General features: G+C 60.2%; 21 protein-coding genes and 1 pseudogene. 12 read left to right on the top strand and 10 right to left on the bottom strand.

The window, feature by feature from the left end:
• Nucleotides 1–96 precede the first annotated feature (96 nt).
• A complete protein-coding gene (locus SB772_RS22410) occupies nucleotides 97–1,104 on the top strand; it encodes a hypothetical protein (protein ID WP_410835396.1) in 1,008 nt (335 codons plus the stop codon).
• A gap of 88 nt (nucleotides 1,105–1,192) precedes the next feature.
• Here the strand turns inward: SB772_RS22410 and SB772_RS22405 are convergent, their stop codons facing one another.
• From SB772_RS22405 to SB772_RS22395, 3 genes are all read right to left on the bottom strand, one after another.
• On the bottom strand, nucleotides 1,193–1,747 hold the full coding sequence (locus tag SB772_RS22405) for an NADPH-dependent FMN reductase (protein WP_410835395.1): 555 nt from the start codon (nucleotides 1,745–1,747) through the stop codon (nucleotides 1,193–1,195).
• A gap of 181 nt (nucleotides 1,748–1,928) precedes the next feature.
• On the bottom strand, nucleotides 1,929–2,153 hold the full coding sequence (locus tag SB772_RS22400) for a hypothetical protein (protein ID WP_410835394.1): 225 nt from the start codon (nucleotides 2,151–2,153) through the stop codon (nucleotides 1,929–1,931).
• A gap of 7 nt (nucleotides 2,154–2,160) precedes the next feature.
• The gene (locus SB772_RS22395; RefSeq protein ID WP_279635189.1) at nucleotides 2,161–2,292 is read right to left on the bottom strand and encodes a hypothetical protein; all 132 of its coding nucleotides are present in this window, start codon (nucleotides 2,290–2,292) and stop codon (nucleotides 2,161–2,163) included.
• A 451-nt stretch (nucleotides 2,293–2,743) separates the two neighbouring features.
• Between SB772_RS22395 and SB772_RS22390 the strand changes: the two genes are divergently transcribed.
• Together SB772_RS22390 and SB772_RS22385 are read left to right on the top strand one after the other, a co-directional pair.
• Nucleotides 2,744–3,352 (top strand): RNA polymerase factor sigma-70, encoded by a 609-nt coding sequence (locus SB772_RS22390; protein WP_410835393.1) that lies wholly within the window; start codon nucleotides 2,744–2,746, stop codon nucleotides 3,350–3,352.
• Nucleotides 3,339–3,542 (top strand): zf-HC2 domain-containing protein, encoded by a 204-nt coding sequence (locus tag SB772_RS22385; RefSeq protein WP_410835392.1) that lies wholly within the window; start codon nucleotides 3,339–3,341, stop codon nucleotides 3,540–3,542. The genes SB772_RS22390 and SB772_RS22385 overlap by 14 nt, the downstream gene beginning before the upstream one ends.
• Before the next feature lie 46 nt (nucleotides 3,543–3,588).
• Here the strand turns inward: SB772_RS22385 and SB772_RS22380 are convergent, their stop codons facing one another.
• Nucleotides 3,589–3,879, bottom strand: a complete 291-nt coding sequence (locus SB772_RS22380) for a DUF1272 domain-containing protein (RefSeq protein ID WP_410835391.1) — start codon at nucleotides 3,877–3,879, stop codon at nucleotides 3,589–3,591.
• Nucleotides 3,880–4,271: 392 nt separating this feature from the next.
• Here SB772_RS22380 and SB772_RS22375 point away from each other — a divergent pair, with 392 nt between their 5' ends.
• Nucleotides 4,272–5,255, top strand: coding sequence for a sulfonate ABC transporter substrate-binding protein (locus tag SB772_RS22375; protein WP_410835390.1), 984 nt, complete (start codon nucleotides 4,272–4,274; stop codon nucleotides 5,253–5,255).
• Here SB772_RS22375 and arsC read toward each other — a convergent pair.
• Nucleotides 5,252–5,633, bottom strand: a pseudogene (arsC, locus tag SB772_RS22370) (arsenate reductase (glutaredoxin)). The gene SB772_RS22375 and the pseudogene arsC overlap by 4 nt on opposite strands.
• A 385-nt stretch (nucleotides 5,634–6,018) precedes the next feature.
• Between arsC and SB772_RS22365 the strand changes: the two are divergent.
• The 3 genes from SB772_RS22365 to SB772_RS22355 are packed head-to-tail and all read left to right on the top strand — an operon-like array spanning nucleotide 6,019 to nucleotide 8,255.
• On the top strand, nucleotides 6,019–6,549 hold the full coding sequence (locus SB772_RS22365; RefSeq protein ID WP_410835389.1) for a hypothetical protein: 531 nt from the start codon (nucleotides 6,019–6,021) through the stop codon (nucleotides 6,547–6,549).
• A complete protein-coding gene (gene parA, locus SB772_RS22360) occupies nucleotides 6,525–7,187 on the top strand; it encodes a ParA family partition ATPase (protein ID WP_341317288.1) in 663 nt (220 codons plus the stop codon). Before SB772_RS22365 ends, parA begins: the two co-directional genes overlap by 25 nt.
• A gap of 24 nt (nucleotides 7,188–7,211) precedes the next feature.
• Nucleotides 7,212–8,255, top strand: coding sequence for a ParB/RepB/Spo0J family partition protein (locus SB772_RS22355; RefSeq protein ID WP_410835388.1), 1,044 nt, complete (start codon nucleotides 7,212–7,214; stop codon nucleotides 8,253–8,255).
• Between the two features lie 54 nt (nucleotides 8,256–8,309).
• On the opposite strand, the gene SB772_RS22350 is transcribed toward SB772_RS22355, so the two are convergent.
• Complete coding sequence (locus tag SB772_RS22350; RefSeq protein WP_410835387.1) at nucleotides 8,310–9,659, bottom strand: replication initiation protein; 1,350 nt, start codon at nucleotides 9,657–9,659, stop codon at nucleotides 8,310–8,312.
• Nucleotides 9,660–11,794: 2,135 nt separating this feature from the next.
• Between SB772_RS22350 and SB772_RS22345 the strand changes: the two genes are divergently transcribed.
• Nucleotides 11,795–13,000, top strand: coding sequence for a DNA-binding protein (locus SB772_RS22345; protein WP_410835386.1), 1,206 nt, complete (start codon nucleotides 11,795–11,797; stop codon nucleotides 12,998–13,000).
• 73 nt (nucleotides 13,001–13,073) lie between these two features.
• Here SB772_RS22345 and SB772_RS22340 read toward each other — a convergent pair whose 3' ends face one another.
• From SB772_RS22340 to SB772_RS22330, 3 genes are all read right to left on the bottom strand, one after another.
• Entirely contained in the window at nucleotides 13,074–14,156 is a 1,083-nt protein-coding gene (locus SB772_RS22340) for a tyrosine-type recombinase/integrase (protein WP_410835385.1), read from the bottom strand.
• Nucleotides 14,157–14,212: 56 nt separating this feature from the next.
• Nucleotides 14,213–14,611, bottom strand: a complete 399-nt coding sequence (locus SB772_RS22335) for a DUF2471 family protein (protein WP_410835384.1) — start codon at nucleotides 14,609–14,611, stop codon at nucleotides 14,213–14,215.
• Between the two features lie 104 nt (nucleotides 14,612–14,715).
• A complete protein-coding gene (locus SB772_RS22330) occupies nucleotides 14,716–15,354 on the bottom strand; it encodes a helix-turn-helix domain-containing protein (RefSeq protein WP_410835383.1) in 639 nt (212 codons plus the stop codon).
• Between the two features lie 162 nt (nucleotides 15,355–15,516).
• On the opposite strand from SB772_RS22330, the gene SB772_RS22325 reads away from it, so the two are divergent.
• Nucleotides 15,517–16,716 carry a glycine C-acetyltransferase gene (locus SB772_RS22325; protein WP_410835382.1) on the top strand — a complete coding sequence of 400 codons (1,200 nt, stop codon included), beginning with the start codon at nucleotides 15,517–15,519 and terminating at the stop codon, nucleotides 16,714–16,716.
• Between the two features lie 13 nt (nucleotides 16,717–16,729).
• Nucleotides 16,730–17,761, top strand: coding sequence for an L-threonine 3-dehydrogenase (gene tdh / locus SB772_RS22320; protein ID WP_410835381.1), 1,032 nt, complete (start codon nucleotides 16,730–16,732; stop codon nucleotides 17,759–17,761).
• 56 nt (nucleotides 17,762–17,817) lie between these two features.
• On the opposite strand, the gene SB772_RS22315 is transcribed toward tdh, so the two are convergent.
• Nucleotides 17,818–18,468: a YceI family protein gene (locus SB772_RS22315; protein WP_410835380.1), complete on the bottom strand. Its 651-nt coding sequence runs from the start codon at nucleotides 18,466–18,468 to the stop codon at nucleotides 17,818–17,820.
• A gap of 109 nt (nucleotides 18,469–18,577) precedes the next feature.
• Here SB772_RS22315 and SB772_RS22310 point away from each other — a divergent pair, with 109 nt between their 5' ends.
• Nucleotides 18,578–19,234, top strand: coding sequence for a TetR/AcrR family transcriptional regulator (locus SB772_RS22310; RefSeq protein WP_410835379.1), 657 nt, complete (start codon nucleotides 18,578–18,580; stop codon nucleotides 19,232–19,234).
• 13 nt (nucleotides 19,235–19,247) lie between these two features.
• Complete coding sequence (locus tag SB772_RS22305) at nucleotides 19,248–19,727, top strand: DUF1348 family protein (RefSeq protein ID WP_410835378.1); 480 nt, start codon at nucleotides 19,248–19,250, stop codon at nucleotides 19,725–19,727.
• Nucleotides 19,728–19,750: the final 23 nt, after the last annotated feature.

Genomic DNA, 19,750 nt, shown 5'->3' with positions numbered 1-19,750 from the left:
TGGGACATTTCCGGCATGAAGGTTGCGGCACGGTTGGGGAAGGAGAGCTGCGCGTTCGCGCGCTGGCCACTCCGCTCAAGACGTCGGGAGGCTGCAATGCGACACACCGTGATTGGTTTATTCGACACCTATTCACAAGCGGAAACCGCCCGCGACACGCTTGTGCAGACCGGTTTTGCACGCGAAACGATCGAGTTGCAGGCAAACCCGGAACCCTCCGTCGGCTCGGCAACCGATGAAGCCGCCAGCGCGGGTGTGCTGGCCAACATCGAACGCTTTCTGTCCAGCCTGTTTGCCAGCGGCCCGCGTGCGTTCGAAGCGGCCCGCTATGCCGAGGCCGTGCGCCGCGGCGCCGTGCTGGTGTGCGTGGACGCGGCGAGCGAATCGCATGCGGAACTCGCTCGCAATACCTTGAGGAGACTGGGCGCTACCGACGTCGGCGAGCGCTCGCCCGACTGGGACACGCCGCCGAGCCGCGACCATTCCATACTCGACGAACTGGGCATCGGCGCGATGACAGCGGGCACGCCTCGCACATCGAGCGTCACCACGCCGGGCGCGACCACCCGGCCCGCGACGCAGGCCGATCCGCAGTATTCGCCGCCGCCCGTGGGCACCGATGCCGGCGCGACCAAAACTTTTACGCCGCCACCGCGGGCCGAGCGGCCGGTCACCGATCCGGTCAACGAGCCCATGACCGATCCGCTGGTCGGCGATGCGGGACGCAGCGCGATTGCCGCCGGAGGCATGCCGGGTTCGGGCGCGATCATGCAGCCGTCGGAGCCCGACCCTGAAGCGCACCAGCCGACCGCCGGCACGGGCGAGCAGATCCCGAACGAATATCTGGAATACGAAGAGGATTTCCGCAGTCACTACGACGAGGAGTACGCGACCGACGATTCGCGTTACGAAGATTACGTACCGGCTTATCGTTACGGCGCGGCGATCGGCCGCGACGCGCGTTATCGCGACCGCCCGTGGGACGACGTCGAGCCGGAAGCCCGGCGCCACTGGGAATCCACCTCACCGGAGAGCACGTGGGAGCGCTTCAAGCTCGCCGTGCGTCACGGCTGGGAACGCGTGACGGGGCATCACCACGTATAGACAAACGGGAGCGGTAGCGCCGGCGTGCCGCGAGGTGACGGCAACGCCGGCGCTTTTCATTTACCCGATCGCTTTTGCAGCAACGCCATCAGGCGGCGGTATGCAACTTGACCCACGCGACGTAGCGCTCGACGAATGTCTGCAGGAACTTGCGCGCGCCGTCGTTCAGGATCTCGCCTTTCTCGTTGATGACCGCCGCGTCGTGCTTGATGAACACTTCGGGCTGGCCGAGCGTGGCGACATCGAGATACGCCAGCACATTACGCAGATGCTGTTGCGCCAGCGCCGTGCCGGTCGCGCCGAGCGACGTGCCGATCACCGCGCCTGGCTTGTTGGCCCATGAATTGGTGCCCCACGGACGCGAGCCCCAGTCGATTGCGTTCTTCAGCACACCGGGCATGGAGCGGTTGTATTCGGGAGTGACGAACAGCAGGCCATCGGCAGCTTCGATGCGCTGCTTCAACTGTTTCGCGACCTCGGGAAAATCGGCATCGTATTCCTGGCTGTAGAGCGGCAACGAACCGATGTCGATAAATTCGAAGGTAAAGTCGGCGGGCGCGAGCGAAATCACGGCGTGGGCCAACTGACGGTTGAAAGACTCGCGGCGCAGGCTGCCGACGACGACTGCGATGTGATGGGCCATGTCTCGTTCCTTGGGTGTGAGGCGCTTGACGCGCAAAAAGGTCCGGACTGTCAATCATAGGCAAAAGCCGAACGGGATGACGGCCACGGCGACAAAAACGCTAGCGATCGGGAAAACGGGAGCAAACGATGGCAGTGGCTGCTGGTGGATAACCCGGCAGCACGCAAAGTTATCCACAGTTTCACTGAATAACCTTGTGGATAAGTAGTACTTTTGCCTTGTCAATCAAGCCTGCTTCCGGTGTATGAAGATTTGAGGCAAATGGACGTTCTGCCTTGGCGGCATTCGCCGCAAGTGTGTTGGCCGTGAATGCAAGAAGGGCGCCGTTATCGGCGCCCTTCTTTTTACTTCGTGAGTCCGTTTCGTCGGCAAGCTGTGAGCCGGAATTTCGTCCGGCCATGCCCACCAGGCGATCAGTTACCGAAGAACACGTTGCAGTACGATGCCGGACCGTTGCATTGTGCCGGCGAGGCAGCTTGGGCCACGCCCGAAGCAGCGGCAAACAGGGCAACGGAAGCGATCAGGGCGGAAAGAATGCGTTTCATGGTGCTACTCCTCTTCAGCGTTTGGTTCGCGATCTGGTGCGATCGATGGAGTGAAGAATAGCGATTCAGCGTTCACATAAAAACATCGAAGTCGAGAAGATATTTTTTCAAATAATGAAATAATTGATGTGCTGTGTGACGATGGATGGATGTGCGTCCGCCTTGGCTTCAGTCGTGGCGCATAGGCTTCAGGACCCGGGTTGAACCCGAGTCTGCTTTCAATTTACGCAACAATGTATTTCACTGTCATAAAAGCCTTTCCGGCGCGACCAACGTCATCGGGTTATTGCTTTCCGGCGGGCACATGTTCAATACCGATTCGCTTGCGCAGGAACGTGCGGGAGAATGGCGCACGAGTCCAAAAACAGCGCGAGGAAAGTCACCCGCTCATGAACAACAACGATTCAATAGAAGACGTGCGGCAGCCGTTGGCGCGCCGACGGAGCGCGTCATGGCTCAGATAAGCGGACCCGCGCTCGACGATCCCGTCTATCTGACGCAGTTGCGGCGCGACCTGTTGCGCTTCGCCCGTTTGCAACTGCGCGATGCCGCAGCCGCCGAAGACGCCGTCCAGGAAGCGTTGGCAGCCGCGTGGACGCAAGCGGACCGGTTCGCCGCGCAGTCGGAACACAAGACGTGGGTGTTCGGCATCCTGCGGCACAAGCTCGTCGACACCTTGCGCGCCCGGCAGCGCACGGTGAACCTGTCGGCGCTCGAATCCGAACTCGACGGCGAGGCGCTACTCGACCGGGAACTGTTCAAGGACAACGGCCACTGGTCGCGCGAGACCAAACCGCAGCCGTGGCCGACGCCCGAAACCGCGCTGCGTCAGCAGCAGTTCTGGACCTTGTTCGAGATGTGTCTCGAACATCTGCCCGAACACATCGGGCGCGTGTTCATGATGCGTGAATTCCTCGATCTCGATACCGATGCCATCTGCGCGGAATTGCAGATGACCGCCAATCATTGCAGCGTGCTGATCTACCGGGCGCGGCTGCGCTTGCGCACTTGCCTGAGCGAAAAGGGCCTATCCAGAGAGGATGCGAATGGGGAAGTGTAAATACATCACGCGCCTGCTGTCCGATGCGCTCGACCGTCGATTGACGACCCGCGAATGGGTCGCGATCCGGCTGCATCTGCCGACTTGCAGCGGCTGCCGCAACTACCGCAAACAGATCCGTCTGCTGCGGGTGGCCGCGCATGCGGCAAGCGGGATTGAAGCGCCGGGCGCGGCCGGAGCCGATGATTGATGTGTGACGCAGAGTCTGCTAGAAGCGCGTCAACCAGGCGCCTTGCTTAGCGCTCGCCTGGCGGCGTGTTGCGGTAGTGGGCGAAAAAGCTCGCGTGCGACGCTTCGTCGATGCCGACGGGATGCGGTTCAGTGCGAGCCGGATGCCTGGCGAGCTGCGCCCGCGTACGGATCGGCCGATGCTGGAAATTGCCGCCGCAGTTCGGGCACACATTGCGCAGCGTGCTGAGCGCGCACACTTCGCAGAAGGTGCATTCGTAGGTGCAGATCATCGCGTCGGGCGCGTTCGGCGGCAGTGATTTGCCACATCCTTCGCAGGATGGTCTCAGTTCAAGCATGGTTCTGGCTCCGCATCGACAGGGGAAAGCGAGCGCGTATGCCGCGTAAACCGCGCGCGCTTGCCGGATGCGATGCAGTGTAAGCGGCAAGCTCGATGCGGAATTGACAGCAGCGCGTCAATTCCTGCCACCACGCCCGCTCGCGCGCGCCGGCAATCGCACCAATGCCTGGGCCGCTGCCAGGTCAACACCGTCCCACGTCACGAGCGTCAACGCGAAGCCGACGTCGCACGGTGAAGCAGGTGGACGGCCGGAGCGGTAGTGCGCCATGACGGCTGCCGCCTCCGGCGTGATTTGCTTATGCGAATTTATCGGTTCGTCCAGGTTTGCAGACGGCTTATCGTCGGTGGCAATCGGTCCGTTTTGCGTCCGTCTTTTTAACGAGCACTGCTATGTCCCGTCATCCGCCGCTTACGCGCCGCACATTTATCGCCGGCGTGGGCGCCTCGCTGGCCGCCACGGCCCTGCCCATCGTCTCCATCTCTGCCTTCGCCGCCGATGCGCGTACGAAGGAATTTCGCATCGGCTACCAGAAAGCGGCCAACACGCTGGTGCTGCTCAAGGCGCACGGCACGCTCGAAAAGCGGCTCGCGCCGCTCGGCATCACGGTCAAATGGACGGAGTTTCCCGCCGGGCCGCAGTTGCTCGAAGGCTTGAACGTCGGCGCCATCGACTTCGGCTATGTCGGCGAGGCGCCGCCGGTATTCGCGCAAGCGGCTGGCGCGGACTTCGTCTACACCGCCTACGAAATCCCCACTCCGCACGCGGAGGGCCTGCTCGTGCATCAGGACGCACCGATCAAAACGCTCGCTGACCTGAAGGGCAAGAAAATCGCCTTCAACAAGGGTTCGGACGTCCACTGGTTCCTGGTCGCGGCGTTGGAGAAGGCCGGCTTGAAATACAACCAAATCCAGCCGGTCTATCTGGCGCCCGCCGATGCGCGCGCGGCCTTCGAGCGCGGCGCGATCGACGCATGGGCCATCTGGGATCCGTTCCTCGAAGCGGCGAAACGGCAATCCAACGCACGCCTGCTCACCGACGGCGAAGGTATCGTGAATCACCATCAGTTCTTTCTGAGCGCACGGCCGTTCGCGCAGCAAAACGGCGATGTGCTCGCTATCGTGATGGACGAAGCCGGAAAAGAAGGCGCCTGGGTGCGCGGCCATTACAGCGAAGCAGCCGCGCAGCTTGCGCCGATTCAGGGCCTCGATGCGGGCGTGATCGAGGCCGGATTGCGGCACTACGCGCACATCTACAAACCAATCGATGCGAACGTGCTCGCCGAGCAGCAGCGTATCGCCGACACGTTCAACGATCTGCGCATCATCCCGACGAAGATCGTTACGAAGGACGCGGTGCTGGCCGCGAAGGCCTAGATCATTTCGTTTCGACGGTCAGCAAACAGCGCTTCGACATTTTCTGGCGGGCGGCCGATTACGGCCCGCCCCGTTTCGCACGACGATCGGGCGTTGCAAAAGAATCGGATGGCTGGCCAATGCTTCGTATAACTGATCGTTGGTCAGGGTGAGATCGGAAAGCTGAAGTTCCTTGTACCCAGCTTCTGTGTCCCGGATCATCCCGCGGACCGTGCAACCTAGCTGCGCGTTGAGTTGCTTCAGTTGCGCAATTGTTAGCGGCTGCTTCAGGTATTCGACGATTTCTGCCGGTTCGTTTGTGCTGTTGTAGGTGCTTGCGATCAGCTCACAGGCAGCACGCGATTTTGAACAGCGCGGGTTGTGATAGATGGTGATCATGGTGGTTTTTGTGGTCGCGGTTTCTGGGTGTTTTTTCGTGGTGAATTTTAGAGGCTGTGAGCGGCGCGGTGGTCTTTGATGGGATCCCGGTTTGTCGATGGGGTTGTGCGCGATTGATCGCTGGTGGGAAGCGCTCTCTGGGTCTGGCGGGTATGAGGCTTCCAGTGAGAACGGTCTTTGCGACAGCGATAGATCCGCATCGTCTTGCTCAACGGGAGCATGGGACGGGACAGGGGCAGGTGCCTGCTCTTCGCGCCCGGTGGCGAAGTAAAAGCGAGTGAAGGTGCATAAGAGTGTGGACGAGAGGCGATGTAGGACCGCCCACCCGCGCTGCAGCGAGAAGCGTATCGCTTTACTTTATGCGCATAAAGCGCGGACCTGTCACGTGAGCCTCTCGATTGGCACGCACCCGGCCGTACAGGTCGGCATTTTGCAGGCCGTTGAAACGGGCCTGCTCGGTAAGCACGAGTGGAGCGGCCTCGTTGCGCCTATCACCAAATCGTCGAATGCGGTTGCCGCCGAGACAATGTATCGATCTGGCGCGCCAAGACACCGCTGCGCAGCCTCGCACGTAAGCGGTTTCGGGAAGCACGTTTATGCGCATAAAGATCCGCCCGTTAACCGATTAAAGCGCCAATCCAAAACAGCACGAGCATCCGAGTCCACGGCTGTGACAAGCCGACTTAAGAACGAATACGCCTGGAATATTCCGAAATGGCGCGCCGCTCATCTCGTCCAATGCCGCCTCACAGTCTCCGCGCAGCGCCCTCCATCGTTTATGCGCATAAACCTATCCCGAATGGCTATTTCTTCGCGTGTTTACACAAAATCGATTGAAATACGAATTCATCCAGGTAAAATCCATCTGCGTCTAAAAAGAGGAGGTGAAGATTGGCAGCAGAAATCATCGCGGTAACTCAGCAGAAAGGCGGGGTCGGGAAGAGCACTATCGCGATGCACCTCGGCGCTGCGTTCCATGAGAAAGGCAAACGCGTCCTCGTCGTGGACGCAGATGGTCAAAACACACTGATCCATTGGGCCAGTGCCTCATCCGACGGCGAATCCGGCATCCCGTTTCCAGTCGTCAACCTCTCCGAAGCCGGCAGCCAAATCCATCGCGAGATCAAGAAGTTCGTCGCAGACTACGACATCATCGTGGTCGACTGCCCGCCCTCCATCACCGAGAAAGTGTCTGGCGTTGTGTTGCTCGCAGCGAGCGTCGCCGTTATCCCGACCTCATCGTCGCCCGCTGACTATTGGTCAAGCGTCGGTCTGGTCAAACTTGTCCAGCAGGCCCAGGTCATGAACGAAGACCTGCGCGCAGTCTTTCTGCTCAATAAGACCGAAGAGAAGCGGATGCTGACGCGTGAACTGAAGCGCGCATTAGAGGAACTCGGATTCCCGCTACTCAAAACCCAAATCCCAACCCGCGAAGCGTACAAGCAGGCGATGGCATTAGGGCAAACAGTGCTTCAGATGAACGATCGCGGCGCCAAGCTCGCCGGCATCGAAATACGGGCGTGCGCCAACGAAATCGCCGCCCTGCTTCCGTGAATTTATGCGCATAAAGGACCCTGAATGAAACCCTCCCAATTCGCCAAAGGCTTTCAAGCACGTCCTGACACGACCAGCAGCGAAAAGCGAACCGCTCTCGATCGCCTGAATGCCATCGACGGTTTGGTTAAGAACGGCCCCACGCCGAGCCGCGTGAACCAGCCTGTGATGCCGCAAGTCGTCGCGGACGCCGAATCGGCTGACACCGCCAATGAGTCGTCGGCCTATCGCGCGTGGCGCATCGAGCATGGCTACCGGCCGGGCCAGGTCATCGATCTCGCGCTCAAAACGATCAAGCCGAGTCCATTCAATCCCCGGCACTTCTATCTGAAGTCGTCGATTGCCGAGCTTGCCGTCAATCTGGCCAAGCAGGGACAGCAACAGGCCATTCACGTCATTCCGGATTACGACAATCCCGGCACGTACTTCGTCAGCGACGGCGGCCGGCGTGTTCGAGCGCTGAAAGAAGCGAACAAGGAATCGGTGAAGGCGATTGTTATCGACCTGCCGATCGGCATCCAAAGCTATAAGCTCGGCTACGACCTCAACGTCCAGCGCGATTCGCAGACGGTATTCGATAACGCCGTCGTGTGGAAACGCTTTCTGGAGGATCGGCATTTCCAGAGTCAGAAGGAACTTGCCGAACACCTTGGACTAGACGAGTCGACCGTTGCCGTCGCCTTGTCGATTGCGAAGCTGCCCGAAGTGGTGATGCATGAGATGGTCGCGAGACCTGACCGGTTCGGCTCGAACATGGCCTATCAGGTAGGTCGGTATCACACCGCCCGCGGCGCCGACGCGACGCTGCGTTTGATCAACAAAATCCTCTCGGATGATCTGAGCACGCGGCAAGTCGCCGACATCGTGAAGGGCAGGGCAAGCGCACAGGAAAGCACGAAACCGGCAGGCCGGCAGCGCTATGCGCAGCGTCTGGAAATCAAGCTCGGCGGTGTTTCGGTCGGCGATCTGAAATCGTATGGCGACGATCGAATCGAACTCCGCCTGAAGGGTCTCTCACGCGAAAAGCGCGACGACATTCTTCGTCAGATCGAACAGATGTTGAAATAAGAGAAGAGCAGGTTACGGCGGCGTTGAAGTGTGGCCGCCGTCCTGCAACAGGAATTACGCCGCGCGCGATTGGCTCAGCGTGAAGGCGAGCAGATCGCCATCGGTGGGCTCCCCCCACGTCTTACGAGCCAGCCAATCGAAGAACGCCGTTTCGACAATCTTCGAATCCAGTCCGCGCCGACGCCAGTCGTCCCGCATGTGAGTGCCGAGCCCCGGCAATTCGTCTTCTTCAAACGACTGCCGCGCGATCTCCCGCTCGGACTCACCTTGTTCGTCGTAAAGCTCGCGCGCCTCTTTGCGGCGATACGCCGAATACTCGCCAAGCAGACGGGCTTTCAGATCGTCTGCCGGCGCAACGACCGCCGCCTTGCTACCGCCGATGGACGGCACCGCTTCAACTGGCGGCGCATAGCCTTTCTTCAACGCATCCTTGAACAGCGCGGGCGCGCTGCGCACGGGCGGCAAGGACGTGCTGCGCATGCGTTGCTCAGTCATTTGCAAAGCTGCGCGAATACGATTTTCTTCGCTATCGGCGTACAGCGTTTGCGCTTCTTTCAGCGGAATGCCGATCTTCACCATGCGGTCGACCAGCGTGCTGTCGAACACGTTCGGATGTTCGTCGAGCGCGAGCATCGGCTGCTTGCGCTCCGTCACGCGGAACTGGATCTCGGCGACCCGCCGCCCTTCCCGATGCTCGATCAACTCGACAAAGATGTTAGTGACGGCGTTCACTTCGGCGATTGCTGGACGCAGGTAATCGCGCTTGAAATACTTGTATTCGCGTTTCGCTTCGTCGCCGGCTTCCGTGTCAGGCGTGCCCGAGAGGATAGGGCGCCACCACTCCCACGTTTCGCGCATCGTCAGATGACTCGGGTTCGTCAGGTAGCGCACGCAGATTTCGTAGAGCGCAAGGCCCGCGCTGCTGCGCAGCTGGCTCTGGAACTGCAGACTCAAGCGTGCGTACTGAACTGGATCGAGCAGCTTCTTCTTGATCTTCGGCGCAAACGAGAACTCGACCCACACGCGGCGAGTGGTGGGGTCTTCGAGAATTTCAGCGTCAGCGATCAGCGTGGAGATACCCCATTTGCGGCCCGGCTTCTGACTCGACGTACCGGTACTCCATTCGACCTGCACCGACACCATGCGCCGCAAGTGTTCCTTCACGAGCGCGGTGTCATTCGAATCGAACGCGGAATTGGCGACGATGTCCGAGAGCAATGCCCGATAGGTGTCGCCGGACTCGTCCGCTTGCTGCGCGACTGCGAGGAGCACGTTGAACAGCTTACGGGTGAGGAGTGTGATTTTGCCGCTCTTGGGCTGGATGGCGATCGCCTCGACGGCTTTTCGCAATTCGGCCGAACTCGGGCTCACAACATCGGTCTTCTTCGCGCGCTTCGTGGCCATGCGTCGGGTCGAGGAGGGATTTGGCGAGAGCATACCGGCTGTGGTGATGCACGTCTATAGCGAGCGTCTCACCGTTCCTGGTGAAGTGAGCTTACGAGTCGCAACTCACCTCGAGCAACTCCCGAAAACCCTCACCTCAAGCATTTCGCGCCAAGTTCGGGGCATCCTTGCAGGTCGCGGCGTCCGGAAATCCAGACCAATTTCGGACCTGCCTCGAACGGGACGCGTCCGATCCCGAATCTCCTCACCTTAAAAAAATCTCGTGAATTTTGGCTGCGCCCACGTTGCGTGTGGGCCAACTCGCGTCGGGTCAGCGCAGCGAAAATTTTATGCTCCGTTCTCGAGCGGCAGGGCAGGGGAGAACTGGATACTCATCCAACGTCGACCCGGGAGTCTGCGTGCGCCCGGCTTCGCCACGAGCGGCGCCAGTGGCCGGAGCCCGTTGTCTCGTACCGCCCGAAGCGGACTGGACGGCATACGCCCCACGCCCGCAAGCCTTTATCCGAGGTCCCACGCCGCATTGGCGCCGTCGGATCGGCCTCCCAAACCGGCGTCTACCCAAACAGCCGGCGCACCCACGCTGCCCCGAATGGAGACACGCAGCGTACGGCTACATGCCCTCGCCGCATAGACCGACAGTCGCGCCGAGGACCTCGGCGGCACATATCGCGGCATGCCTGCATCGAGCGAAGGGCGACCAAATGCCAGGCAAGCGTCTCAACTTACCGATGCTTGCGAGTCAACGCCCGACAAACTCCCCCGAAAAAGCTCACCTTTCAGCCTATTCAGCGCTTGAGTTGATGCGGCCTTCAGACCTGGTAGCCAGGAAAACCGCCGACAAACACTCCCGAAAAGCCTCACCATTGAGCGCGACTCGAGCTCGCGCATAGCATGATCAGCGCCTCCCGAAAAACCTCACCCTTGCCTCGCGACGATAAATTAATCCATATATTCATGTAGTTAGCAAAGCACCTCAGTCGACAACGCAGTCGTCCACTCCCGAATTTCCTCACCTTTCGCAGTTTTTCCACGAATCCCGCAGCTCCTGAGCGCGGTCCCAAAGGTCCCGAAAAAGCTCACCACTCAAACTCCGCAGCAGCTAAACCAGACTGCCTCCGAGAGCGCCGGTAGGGCATTTCCGGCGGATGATGACAATTTTGGTCCCGTATTTCCTCACCTTAACGATTGCCGGCACCTAAAAATCCTCCCGAAAAGCCTCACCTTTGGCAAAAAATAGGCCAATTATTGGCGCGCGGATCGACCCGCCCCCCATCTCCCGAATTCGCTCACCTTTGTCAAAAGGTCAGCGTCAATTCCAATAACGGTATCAACTGAATTTCGCCCAAAACGCGGCACACCTCCCGCAAACACTCACCTTAGCGGCCTGAGTGCCTAGATTTAAGGCAAAAACAGCACCTTGTTCCCGTAAAATCTCACCTGCGGTTCGCGTTCGGTCCCGCGTTGACTCACCAATGAGGTTTGGGAGGCTCAAATAAGGCCCAAAAATAGGGTCCAGAGCGGTCCCGAAAGCGCTCACCCCCAGCAGGGCCATGCTCTAAACGCACTTTCGAGCGCTGCCGGGCGATCTGCGCTCGTCAGGTCCCGCAAAACCTCACCTTTGGCTGAGCCTCATTTTTGCAGCGCCTCCTGAACCCGCTCACGTTCTGTCCCGGAGCCACTCACCGACGTCCCCGAACCCCATCACTCAACAGTCCCGCAAGACCTCACCACCTCTCCCGCAAAGCTTCACCTTACCGGGCTGGAAGCCTTGCCAGGTAAGGATCTGCGGTGGCGTTAACGTTTTTAACATGGGTTCAAGGGTGTTTACTTTTATTACTCTCTAGAATTTCCCCCGCGTGTCCCTCAGCCAAGACCTTCCCACCACCTAGCCATCATCGAGCGTTCGTGAAACAGTGCGCGATCAGTAAATAGCCGCCAAAACTTCTTTCTTTACAAGAACTTATTGGATACTCTTTATTTTGTTTCACGAAAAAGAGGCGCTGCTCCGATCCATTGGTCTGCTTGTCCCGATAAAACCATCTAATTCATCAAACCTTAACCGGCACACATAAATACGTAGCAAACAATACGTAGATTGTTATGATTCATCCAATTCGAGCAACATCGAGGTGTAAATGAATCTGGACGAAGAGCGTCAAGCCATACGTGATGAGCTTGAATCGATGCGAGCGAACGGCGCGCGACGCCAGGAGCTATCGCTCCACGCCTGCAAGCGGCTTTTTTTTGATCTTGGAATCCGTCCGTCGATGGCCGCCGTTCGCGACCTGACCCAAACAGGCAGCGCGAGCGACATTCCAAAGGACATCGACAGTTTCTGGGAACGCATCAGAAATGTGTCGCGTGTAAAAGTCGGCGCCGGCGCGATTCCAAAAGCGCTGGAAGACCGGGCCGGTGAACTATTGGGAGCACTCTTCGAAGAAGCCGTCGTGCATGCCCGTTCAACGCTCGACGGGGAGCGCGAGGAAATTCGCGCGCAGATCGCCGCCGCCGACCAGCGCACACGAGAAGCGGAAATCCGCCGCGACGCGTCGGAAGAAGCAGTCAAACGCAGCGAACTGCGAGCGGAAGTCGCGTGGGAGCGGGTCCGCGCGCTCGAAACCGAGTTATCCAGCGCCACCACACATGGCACAGCCCATCAGGAAGGCTTACAAGCAACGGTGCAGCGACTCGACCGTGAAAACGAAGCACTTCGCCAGCGCCTGGACACTGAGCAGTCGACCAATGCCACGCTTCGCGACCGGATCGACGCTTTGCATGTCGAATTGCGTCAGAGCACGGAACACTATGCGCAACAGATCAAAGACGCGGTCGCCGAGGCTGAGCGGCGCGTCAAACCGATGTTGGTCGAACTGGATTCCTTGCGCAGCATGGCCACCACCTATCAGTCAGGGGTACGCGACGCGAGTCGCAAGGAGTTCGATTTCATTCAGCAAATTGCCTCGGCCAAGGCCCGCGGCGACCGGCTGGACGCGCAATTGCGCGAACAGTCCGACGAACTGGATGTTTTGACGAAGGAAGTCGCCGAGTTGCGCGGTCAGCAAGGTATCGATCCGGCGGTTGCAAGGCTGCTGTGCACGCTGGTCGAAACCGGCCGGCTGACGAACGACGAGCTGGCGGCGATCGGCACCGCGGCCGACGGTCATGTCACGCTGCCGCTGCGATGTCCGAAATGCGAAGAAGGTGAGCCCGAGCTATCGCAGGTGGATCACCGCTTTGAATTGCAATGTCCGGAATGCGACCACTCGTCGGGACCCGGCGAGTCGCGCCTGGAGGCAGTCAGCCGGTTTTTGTCGAAGGGATCGATTTCCGCGTCGGCATGATGGTTCGACGCGGTCGCAATAGCGGATAAATTGCCAAAGGTGAGGAAATTCGGGACCTCGAAAGTGAGGATTTTCAGGACTCGCCCGACCCCGCTTTCCTCGTCAAACGCCCGTCATGCCTTGGTGTTGGCAATGGCGGGGCGGCTGGGTCCGGTTCGTCGACGGCCGGCGAATCCTGCTGTTCCGCCCATTTCTGCCACGCTCGATACAAACGATTCGCGGATACCGCCTGGACAAATCCCAGCCATTGTCCGACCAGCTCTGCCTCGACCCCGCTTTCGAACAGATCCGCGGCGAAAGTATTGCGCAATGTTTGCGGACTTGCGCGTGATGTTCTGGACGCGGCAATTCCGGCGGTGTCGATTAGCGCGTCGACTGCTCGCAACATGGTCGCCTTATGCATCGGCCGTCCCGACGGCGAAGCGGGAAATACAAGGTTGCCAGCCAGTTCGGAGAGCCGCCGCTCGGCAAGCCATGCATCGAGAATCGCTACCGCGAACGGCGCAAGCCGGGTACGGCGTGTCAGCATCGGATTGGCCGACTCGATCGTCACCCACGGGGAGCCCACGTTTGCGCAACTAACCGTTAGCGCTGCCGCTTCGCCCGTTTTCAATCCGCCGCCGAGAAATACCGCAATCAACGCGCGATCGCGCCGCTCTCTCCAGCGTTGCGCCGCGGACAAAGCCGTCAAAGGCGAAAACAGCTGTGCGATCAGCGCGGCACGTTCAGGATGGCTGAGAAAACCAGTTGGCTCGTTATCGCGCGCGTTTCGCCACGCGGCTTCACCGTCTTGAGCAATGAAGCGCGCTGGATTGGTGGAAGCCGATTCGATCTCGCGAACATGATCCAGCACGCGTTCGATCAGGCGCAGATATCGGACGCGCTGTGTCTTTTTAATCGCCAGGCCGGCGATGAATTCGGCAATCGTCTGCGCGTCGACTGTAACGAGACTCTTCTGGCGAAGCGCTAGCCAATCGAGGAACGATCCCCATTGTGCTTGATAGACCTCGGCGGAGGAACGCCTGAAATGCTGCTTGGCAAGCCACGCGTCGAAGGCAATTTGCGGGTCGCGGCGCCAGTCTTCGCGTTCCTGATCGAAGAGATCAGTAGACGGCGCTCGACGTTCGATCGGGTCGGACAGATGGGGAGGAGACATAGACTATCTTTCCGTTAGTTGCGCATATTGTAGGTTGCAACTATCGAAAATTCAGCTCAACCGCCCCACGCCCGTGCTCGTTTGAGCGACGGGCCACCGGGAACGGCTTGCGCGGCACGCCGTGACGCCTCTTCATAGGCCGACACCGCAAACGCGAACACCGCTGGCAACGCGGTCGAGGTGCCGAAATCCACCGCTTCGTCCGTTTCTGGGTAAGGCAAGTCGGACGGCCGTTGAAACAAGCCCAGCATCAACGCGTCATGACGGCTGGCAAACCCGAGATCTGCCAAGGCTTCAGCTTCGATTGCGTGTAGCAACCGCCACGTGAGCGGCACTTGCTGCACGATGTAGCGCACGGCGATATTGCGCACGATGTGTTCGAGGTCGCGCGCCGCGGTTTGAAAGCGCAGCGCGGCCAGATCATGGTCGGCATGGTCGGTCGTCAGGTCGTTCATTATCGGCTCCAGTCGATACCTGTACTGTACAAATATACAGTGTCACGTGCAACCTCGGCCGAACGGCCAATTCCGCCAACGGCTAGCAATGGTGCGCCCGGCGCTCAGCCGTGGATCACCACTAGCAGTGCTTTCGCCTCGCCTTTGCCGACGTTGCGAATCGCGTGCGGCTCGTCGGCGACGTAGCGTGCCGTGTCCGCCGCCTTCAGCCGTTTCGTCGCACCGGCCGCCTCGATTTCGATCGATCCTTGCAATACGGTCAGATGCTCGCGCGTGCCGGGTTCGTGCGCGTTCGATACCAGCGCCCCACCCGTCTGCAACGTGAGTTCGTACCACTCGAACTTGCCGGCCAACTCGATCGGCCCCCACACGCGCAGTTGATACTTGGCGTCGTGTCCGCTCAAGGTGGGAATCTCATGCGGACCGGACACGGCGATCGCCTCGGGCGCTTTTTGCGGCGCGAACAGTGAATCGAGACTGACGCCGAGCGCGTTCGTCAGACGCCAGGCCACCGCAATCGTCGGATTCGCCTTGTCGCGCTCGATTTCCGATAGCATGGATTTCGATACGCCGGCCGCGCGCGACAAGTCGTCGAGCGTCATGCGCCGTTCGGCGCGCAAGCGCTGAATCTGCTCGCCGACGCGAGGCGGCGCCGCGATCGCCGGGACCGAGGTCGAGCCTGAAGTGGGTGTCGCGCTGGGTGCGGCCTTGACTGCGGCGCGGCGGGTCCCCGAACTTGCCATTTACGGACCTATCGTTTAGAGTTGTTCGATATACCGGATTTTAGTTCGAAAAAACGAAAATTTCCGATAAAACTGACGGCTGACTATAACAGGCCGCCCCGTGGCCGCAAATGCCAGAACATGCTGGCCTCGGGTGCCAGCACCCTTTCAGGAGCCTGCTTCATGCGTGACCTTTACCTCGCCCACCTGCGCGGCACCCTCGAGCAGATTCGCGCCGACGGTTTTTACAAGAGCGAGCGCGTGATCGCAAGCCCGCAGTCGGCCGACGTCCGTCTCGCGAATGGCGCCGACGTGCTGAATTTCTGCGCCAACAACTATCTGGGCCTCGCCAATGACGAACGCCTGATCGAGGCCGCCAAGCAAGGGTTGGACAAAGACGGTTTCGGCATGGCGTCGGTGCGCTTTATTTGCGGCACGCAGACCGTGCACAAGGAACTCGAAAAAGCGCTCGCCGCCTTCCTGCAGACAGACGATTGCATCCTTTACTCGAGTTGTTTCGATGCGAACGGCGGCCTGTTCGAAACGCTGCTCGACGAATCCGACGCGATCATCAGCGACGAGCTGAATCACGCCAGCATCATCGACGGCGTGCGGCTGTCCAAGGCGAAGCGCTTTCGCTACAGGAACAACGACCTCACCGATCTCGAAGCAAAACTGAAAGAAGCCGACGCGGCTGGCGCGCGCTTCAAACTGATCGCCACGGACGGCGTGTTCTCGATGGACGGCATCATCGCCGACCTCGCGGGCATCTGCGATCTCGCCGACCGTTACGGCGCGCTGGTGATGGTCGACGACTCGCACGCGGTCGGCTTTGTCGGCGAACATGGGCGCGGCACGCCGGAACATTGCGGGGTGCTGTCGCGCGTCGACATCGTGACCGGCACGCTCGGCAAAGCGCTGGGCGGCGCATCGGGCGGCTATGTCGCCGCGCGCCAGGAGGTGATCGATTTGCTGCGCCAACGCTCGCGTCCTTATTTGTTCTCGAACACGCTGACGCCGAGCATTGCCGCCGCATCGCTGACAGTACTCGAACTGATGGCGAGCGACGAAGGCGCGCAACTGCGCGCACGCGTGCGTGAAAACGGCGCGCACTTTCGCCGCGCGATGAGCGCGCTCGGCTTCACGCTCGTGCCGGGCGAACACCCGATCATTCCGGTCATGCTCGGCGACGCGCAACTCGCGTCGAACATGGCCGATGCGTTGTTGAAGGAAGGCGTCTACGTGATCGGCTTCTCGTTCCCGGTGGTACCGAAAGGCCGCGCGCGCATCCGCACGCAGATGAGCGCCGCGCACACGTCCGAACAGATCGACTGCGCCGTGGATGCATTCGCGCGCGTCGGCCGTCAACTCGGCATTATCTGAAGCAAAGGCGCATATGAAAGCATTGGCAAAACTCGAACGCGCACCGGGCCTCACGCTCACGGACGTCCAGAAACCCGAAGTCGGCCACAACGACGTGATGATCCGCATCACGCGCACGGCGATTTGCGGCACCGACATCCACATCTGGAAATGGGACGACTGGGCGCAAAAAACCATTCCGGTACCGATGCACGTCGGCCACGAATACGTCGGCGAGATCGTCGAAATGGGCCAGGAAGTGCGCGGCTTCGCGATCGGCGATCGCGTGTCGGGCGAAGGGCATATCACCTGCGGTTTCTGTCGTAACTGTCGCGCGGGGCGCCGGCATCTATGCCGCAATACCGTGGGTGTAGGCGTGAATCGGGAAGGCGCGTTCGCCGAGTATCTGGTGATTCCCGCCTTCAACGCGTTCAAGATTCCGCCGGAGATTTCCGACGATCTCGCCGCGATCTTCGACCCGTTCGGCAACGCCACGCATACCGCGCTGTCGTTCAACCTGGTCGGCGAGGACGTGTTGATTACCGGCGCCGGGCCGATCGGCATCATGGCGGTCGCGATTGCAAAGCACGTGGGCGCGCGCAACGTCGTGATTACCGACGTCAACGACTACCGGCTCGAACTCGCGCGCAAAATGGGCGCAACGCGTGCGGTGAACGTATCGCGCGAAACGCTGCGCGACGTGATGGCCGATTTGCACATGACCGAAGGCTTCGACGTAGGGCTGGAAATGTCTGGCGTGCCAAGCGCTTTCACCAGCATGCTCGAAGCGATGAACCACGGCGGCAAGATCGCGCTGCTCGGTATTCCGCCGGCGCAAACCGCGATCGACTGGACCCAGGTGATCTTCAAAGGCCTCGAAATCAAGGGCATTTATGGCCGCGAGATGTTCGAAACCTGGTACAAGATGGTGGCAATGCTGCAAAGCGGCCTGGATCTGTCGCCGATCCTCACCCACCATTTCAAGGTCGACGATTATCAACAGGCGTTCGCCACGATGCTGTCGGGCGAAAGCGGCAAGGTGATTCTCGACTGGACCGCCGCGTGAGCTGAAACCACAACGCGACAAACCGCAGCACTCCGAATGAAACGCCCGCAGCGCGCTCAAGCGCCTGCGGGCGTTTTAACGAACTCGGCCTGAATGCGTACATGGATATCGTCGCCGACGGCCGGATACCACGTCGACAGACCGAACTTCGCGCGGCTGAGATGACCGTCCGCAGAAAAGCCGAGCGTGTCTTTTTTCGTGAGCGGATCGGGTGCGAAGCCGTTAAAGGTCACCTCCAGCGTGACCGGTTGCGTGACGCCGCGAATCGTCAGATCGCCAGTCAACGTTCCGCGTGATTCGCCAGTGCGCTCAAAGCGCGTGCTGACAAAACGCAACTGCGGATAGCGCGACACGTCGAGCATGCTCTCGCTTTTCACCATCTTGTCGAGTAGCGGTACATTCGTATCGATGCTCGCCGCGTCGATCGTCACGGCTACGGTACTTTTATCCAGACCGCCTTCGTTCCAGTCGAGTTGCGCCTGCTTGTGATCGAAGCGCATCGTGAAGCGCGAGTATTTGAAGTGATCGACATCGAAGGTAATGCTGCAATGGTCCGGATCGAGTTCGTAGTGGCCCACCGGCACCCGCGTCTCGTTCTGGCTGACCGTATGCGTGAGTACTTGCAGCGGCGTGCAGGCCGTCGACGTTAGCAGTGCCGCGCTGAGCAACGCGCGCATGAACGTTGCGCGGACAGTAAATGTGCTCATGAAGTTCGTCCTGGTTGACCGATCGTCATCACGATAGCAGCTAGCGTACTCAATCCGCAAAAGCACGCGAAAACTTGACGGAGGAGAATGATCGTTCTACCATCCGCGCATGGCTACGCAAACTGAAACTGAATCTCTCGCGCCGGGCAGTGCGCGCGAACGGCTGCTCGATGCCGCTGAAGCATTGATTTACGCCGGCGGCATCCATGCAACCGGCGTTGACGCGATCGTCAAGCAGTCCGGCACCGCGCGTAAAAGCTTCTACACGCATTTCGAATCGAAAGATGCGCTGGTGGCCGCTGCGCTTGAACGGCGCGATGAACGCTGGATGAACTGGTTCATCGCGGGCACGCAGCAGCATGGCAAGACTGCGCGCAAACGCCTGCTCGGTATGTTCGACGTGCTGCGCGAATGGTTTGCGTCGGAGGATTTTCACGGCTGTGCGTTTTTGAACGCGGCCGGCGAGATTGGTTCCGCGGACGATCCGATTCGAATCGTCGCGCGCGAGCACAAGGAACGTCTGTTGGCCTTCGTGCGAACACAGTGCGATGAATACGCGTTGGAATCCGACATGGACCGTCGCCGCGCCGCGCGTTTGTCGCGTCAATGGTTGATTCTGCTCGACGGCGCGATCGCCGTCGCGCTGGTGAGCGGCGAACCCGACGCCGCGCTCGACGCGCGCGCTGCCGCCGAAGCATTGCTCGACACCGAATCCACAGGCAAATCCGCACACAACTGGCCGCCATCCCGGCGGACCGCAACCTGACTGAGGAGCCATCATGGCCGACCCGTTCGAAACCCGCCCACCGCTGCCGCCGTTCACGCGCGAAACCGCGATCCAGAAAGTGCGCGCCGCGGAAGACGGCTGGAATACCCGCGACCCCGAGCGCGTGTCGCTCGCCTACACGCCGGACAGCGTGTGGCGCAACCGCGCCGAGTTCACGCATGGCCGCGCGGAGATCGTCGGACTGTTGCGCCGTAAATGGGCGAAGGAACTCGACTACCGGCTGATCAAGGAACTATGGGCGTTCACCGATAACCGCATCGCCGTGCGCTTTGCGTACGAATGGCACGACGATTCGAACAACTGGTTCCGTTCGTACGGCAACGAAAACTGGGAATTCGACGAGCATGGGTTGATGGCGCACCGTCATGCGAGCATCAACGATTTGCCGATCCGTGAATCCGACCGTTTGTATCGCTGGCCGCTGGGCCGCCGTCCCGACGATCATCCGGGCCTCTCCGATCTCGGGCTCTAAACCTTCGAGGTGAACGCCCGCCG

The organism is Paraburkholderia sp. SIMBA_030 (assembly GCF_046535245.1).
GTDB lineage: Bacteria > Pseudomonadota > Gammaproteobacteria > Burkholderiales > Burkholderiaceae > Paraburkholderia.
Note: the sequence above shows the minus strand (reverse complement) of the source record. Positions and strands in the feature narration are given on the sequence as shown.

Excerpts from the sequence above, each read along its gene's own strand:
- SB772_RS22405 (WP_410835395.1), bottom strand. The coding sequence starts at position 1,747 with ATGGCCCATCACATCGCAGTCGTCGTCGGCAGCCTGCGCCGCGAGTCT.
- SB772_RS22350 (WP_410835387.1), bottom strand. The coding sequence starts at position 9,659 with ATGGCCACGAAGCGCGCGAAGAAGACCGATGTTGTGAGCCCGAGTTCG.
- SB772_RS22395 (WP_279635189.1), bottom strand. The coding sequence starts at position 2,292 with ATGAAACGCATTCTTTCCGCCCTGATCGCTTCCGTTGCCCTGTTTGCC.
- SB772_RS22315 (WP_410835380.1), bottom strand. The coding sequence starts at position 18,468 with ATGAGCACATTTACTGTCCGCGCAACGTTCATGCGCGCGTTGCTCAGC.
- SB772_RS22310 (WP_410835379.1), top strand. The coding sequence starts at position 18,578 with ATGGCTACGCAAACTGAAACTGAATCTCTCGCGCCGGGCAGTGCGCGC.
- SB772_RS22335 (WP_410835384.1), bottom strand. The coding sequence starts at position 14,611 with ATGAACGACCTGACGACCGACCATGCCGACCATGATCTGGCCGCGCTG.
- SB772_RS22325 (WP_410835382.1), top strand. The coding sequence starts at position 15,517 with ATGCGTGACCTTTACCTCGCCCACCTGCGCGGCACCCTCGAGCAGATT.
- tdh (WP_410835381.1), top strand. The coding sequence starts at position 16,730 with ATGAAAGCATTGGCAAAACTCGAACGCGCACCGGGCCTCACGCTCACG.
- SB772_RS22330 (WP_410835383.1), bottom strand. The coding sequence starts at position 15,354 with ATGGCAAGTTCGGGGACCCGCCGCGCCGCAGTCAAGGCCGCACCCAGC.
- SB772_RS22380 (WP_410835391.1), bottom strand. The coding sequence starts at position 3,879 with ATGCTTGAACTGAGACCATCCTGCGAAGGATGTGGCAAATCACTGCCG.
- SB772_RS22390 (WP_410835393.1), top strand. The coding sequence starts at position 2,744 with ATGGCTCAGATAAGCGGACCCGCGCTCGACGATCCCGTCTATCTGACG.
- SB772_RS22340 (WP_410835385.1), bottom strand. The coding sequence starts at position 14,156 with ATGTCTCCTCCCCATCTGTCCGACCCGATCGAACGTCGAGCGCCGTCT.
- SB772_RS22375 (WP_410835390.1), top strand. The coding sequence starts at position 4,272 with ATGTCCCGTCATCCGCCGCTTACGCGCCGCACATTTATCGCCGGCGTG.
- SB772_RS22410 (WP_410835396.1), top strand. The coding sequence starts at position 97 with ATGCGACACACCGTGATTGGTTTATTCGACACCTATTCACAAGCGGAA.
- SB772_RS22385 (WP_410835392.1), top strand. The coding sequence starts at position 3,339 with ATGGGGAAGTGTAAATACATCACGCGCCTGCTGTCCGATGCGCTCGAC.
- SB772_RS22305 (WP_410835378.1), top strand. The coding sequence starts at position 19,248 with ATGGCCGACCCGTTCGAAACCCGCCCACCGCTGCCGCCGTTCACGCGC.
- SB772_RS22345 (WP_410835386.1), top strand. The coding sequence starts at position 11,795 with ATGAATCTGGACGAAGAGCGTCAAGCCATACGTGATGAGCTTGAATCG.
- SB772_RS22355 (WP_410835388.1), top strand. The coding sequence starts at position 7,212 with ATGAAACCCTCCCAATTCGCCAAAGGCTTTCAAGCACGTCCTGACACG.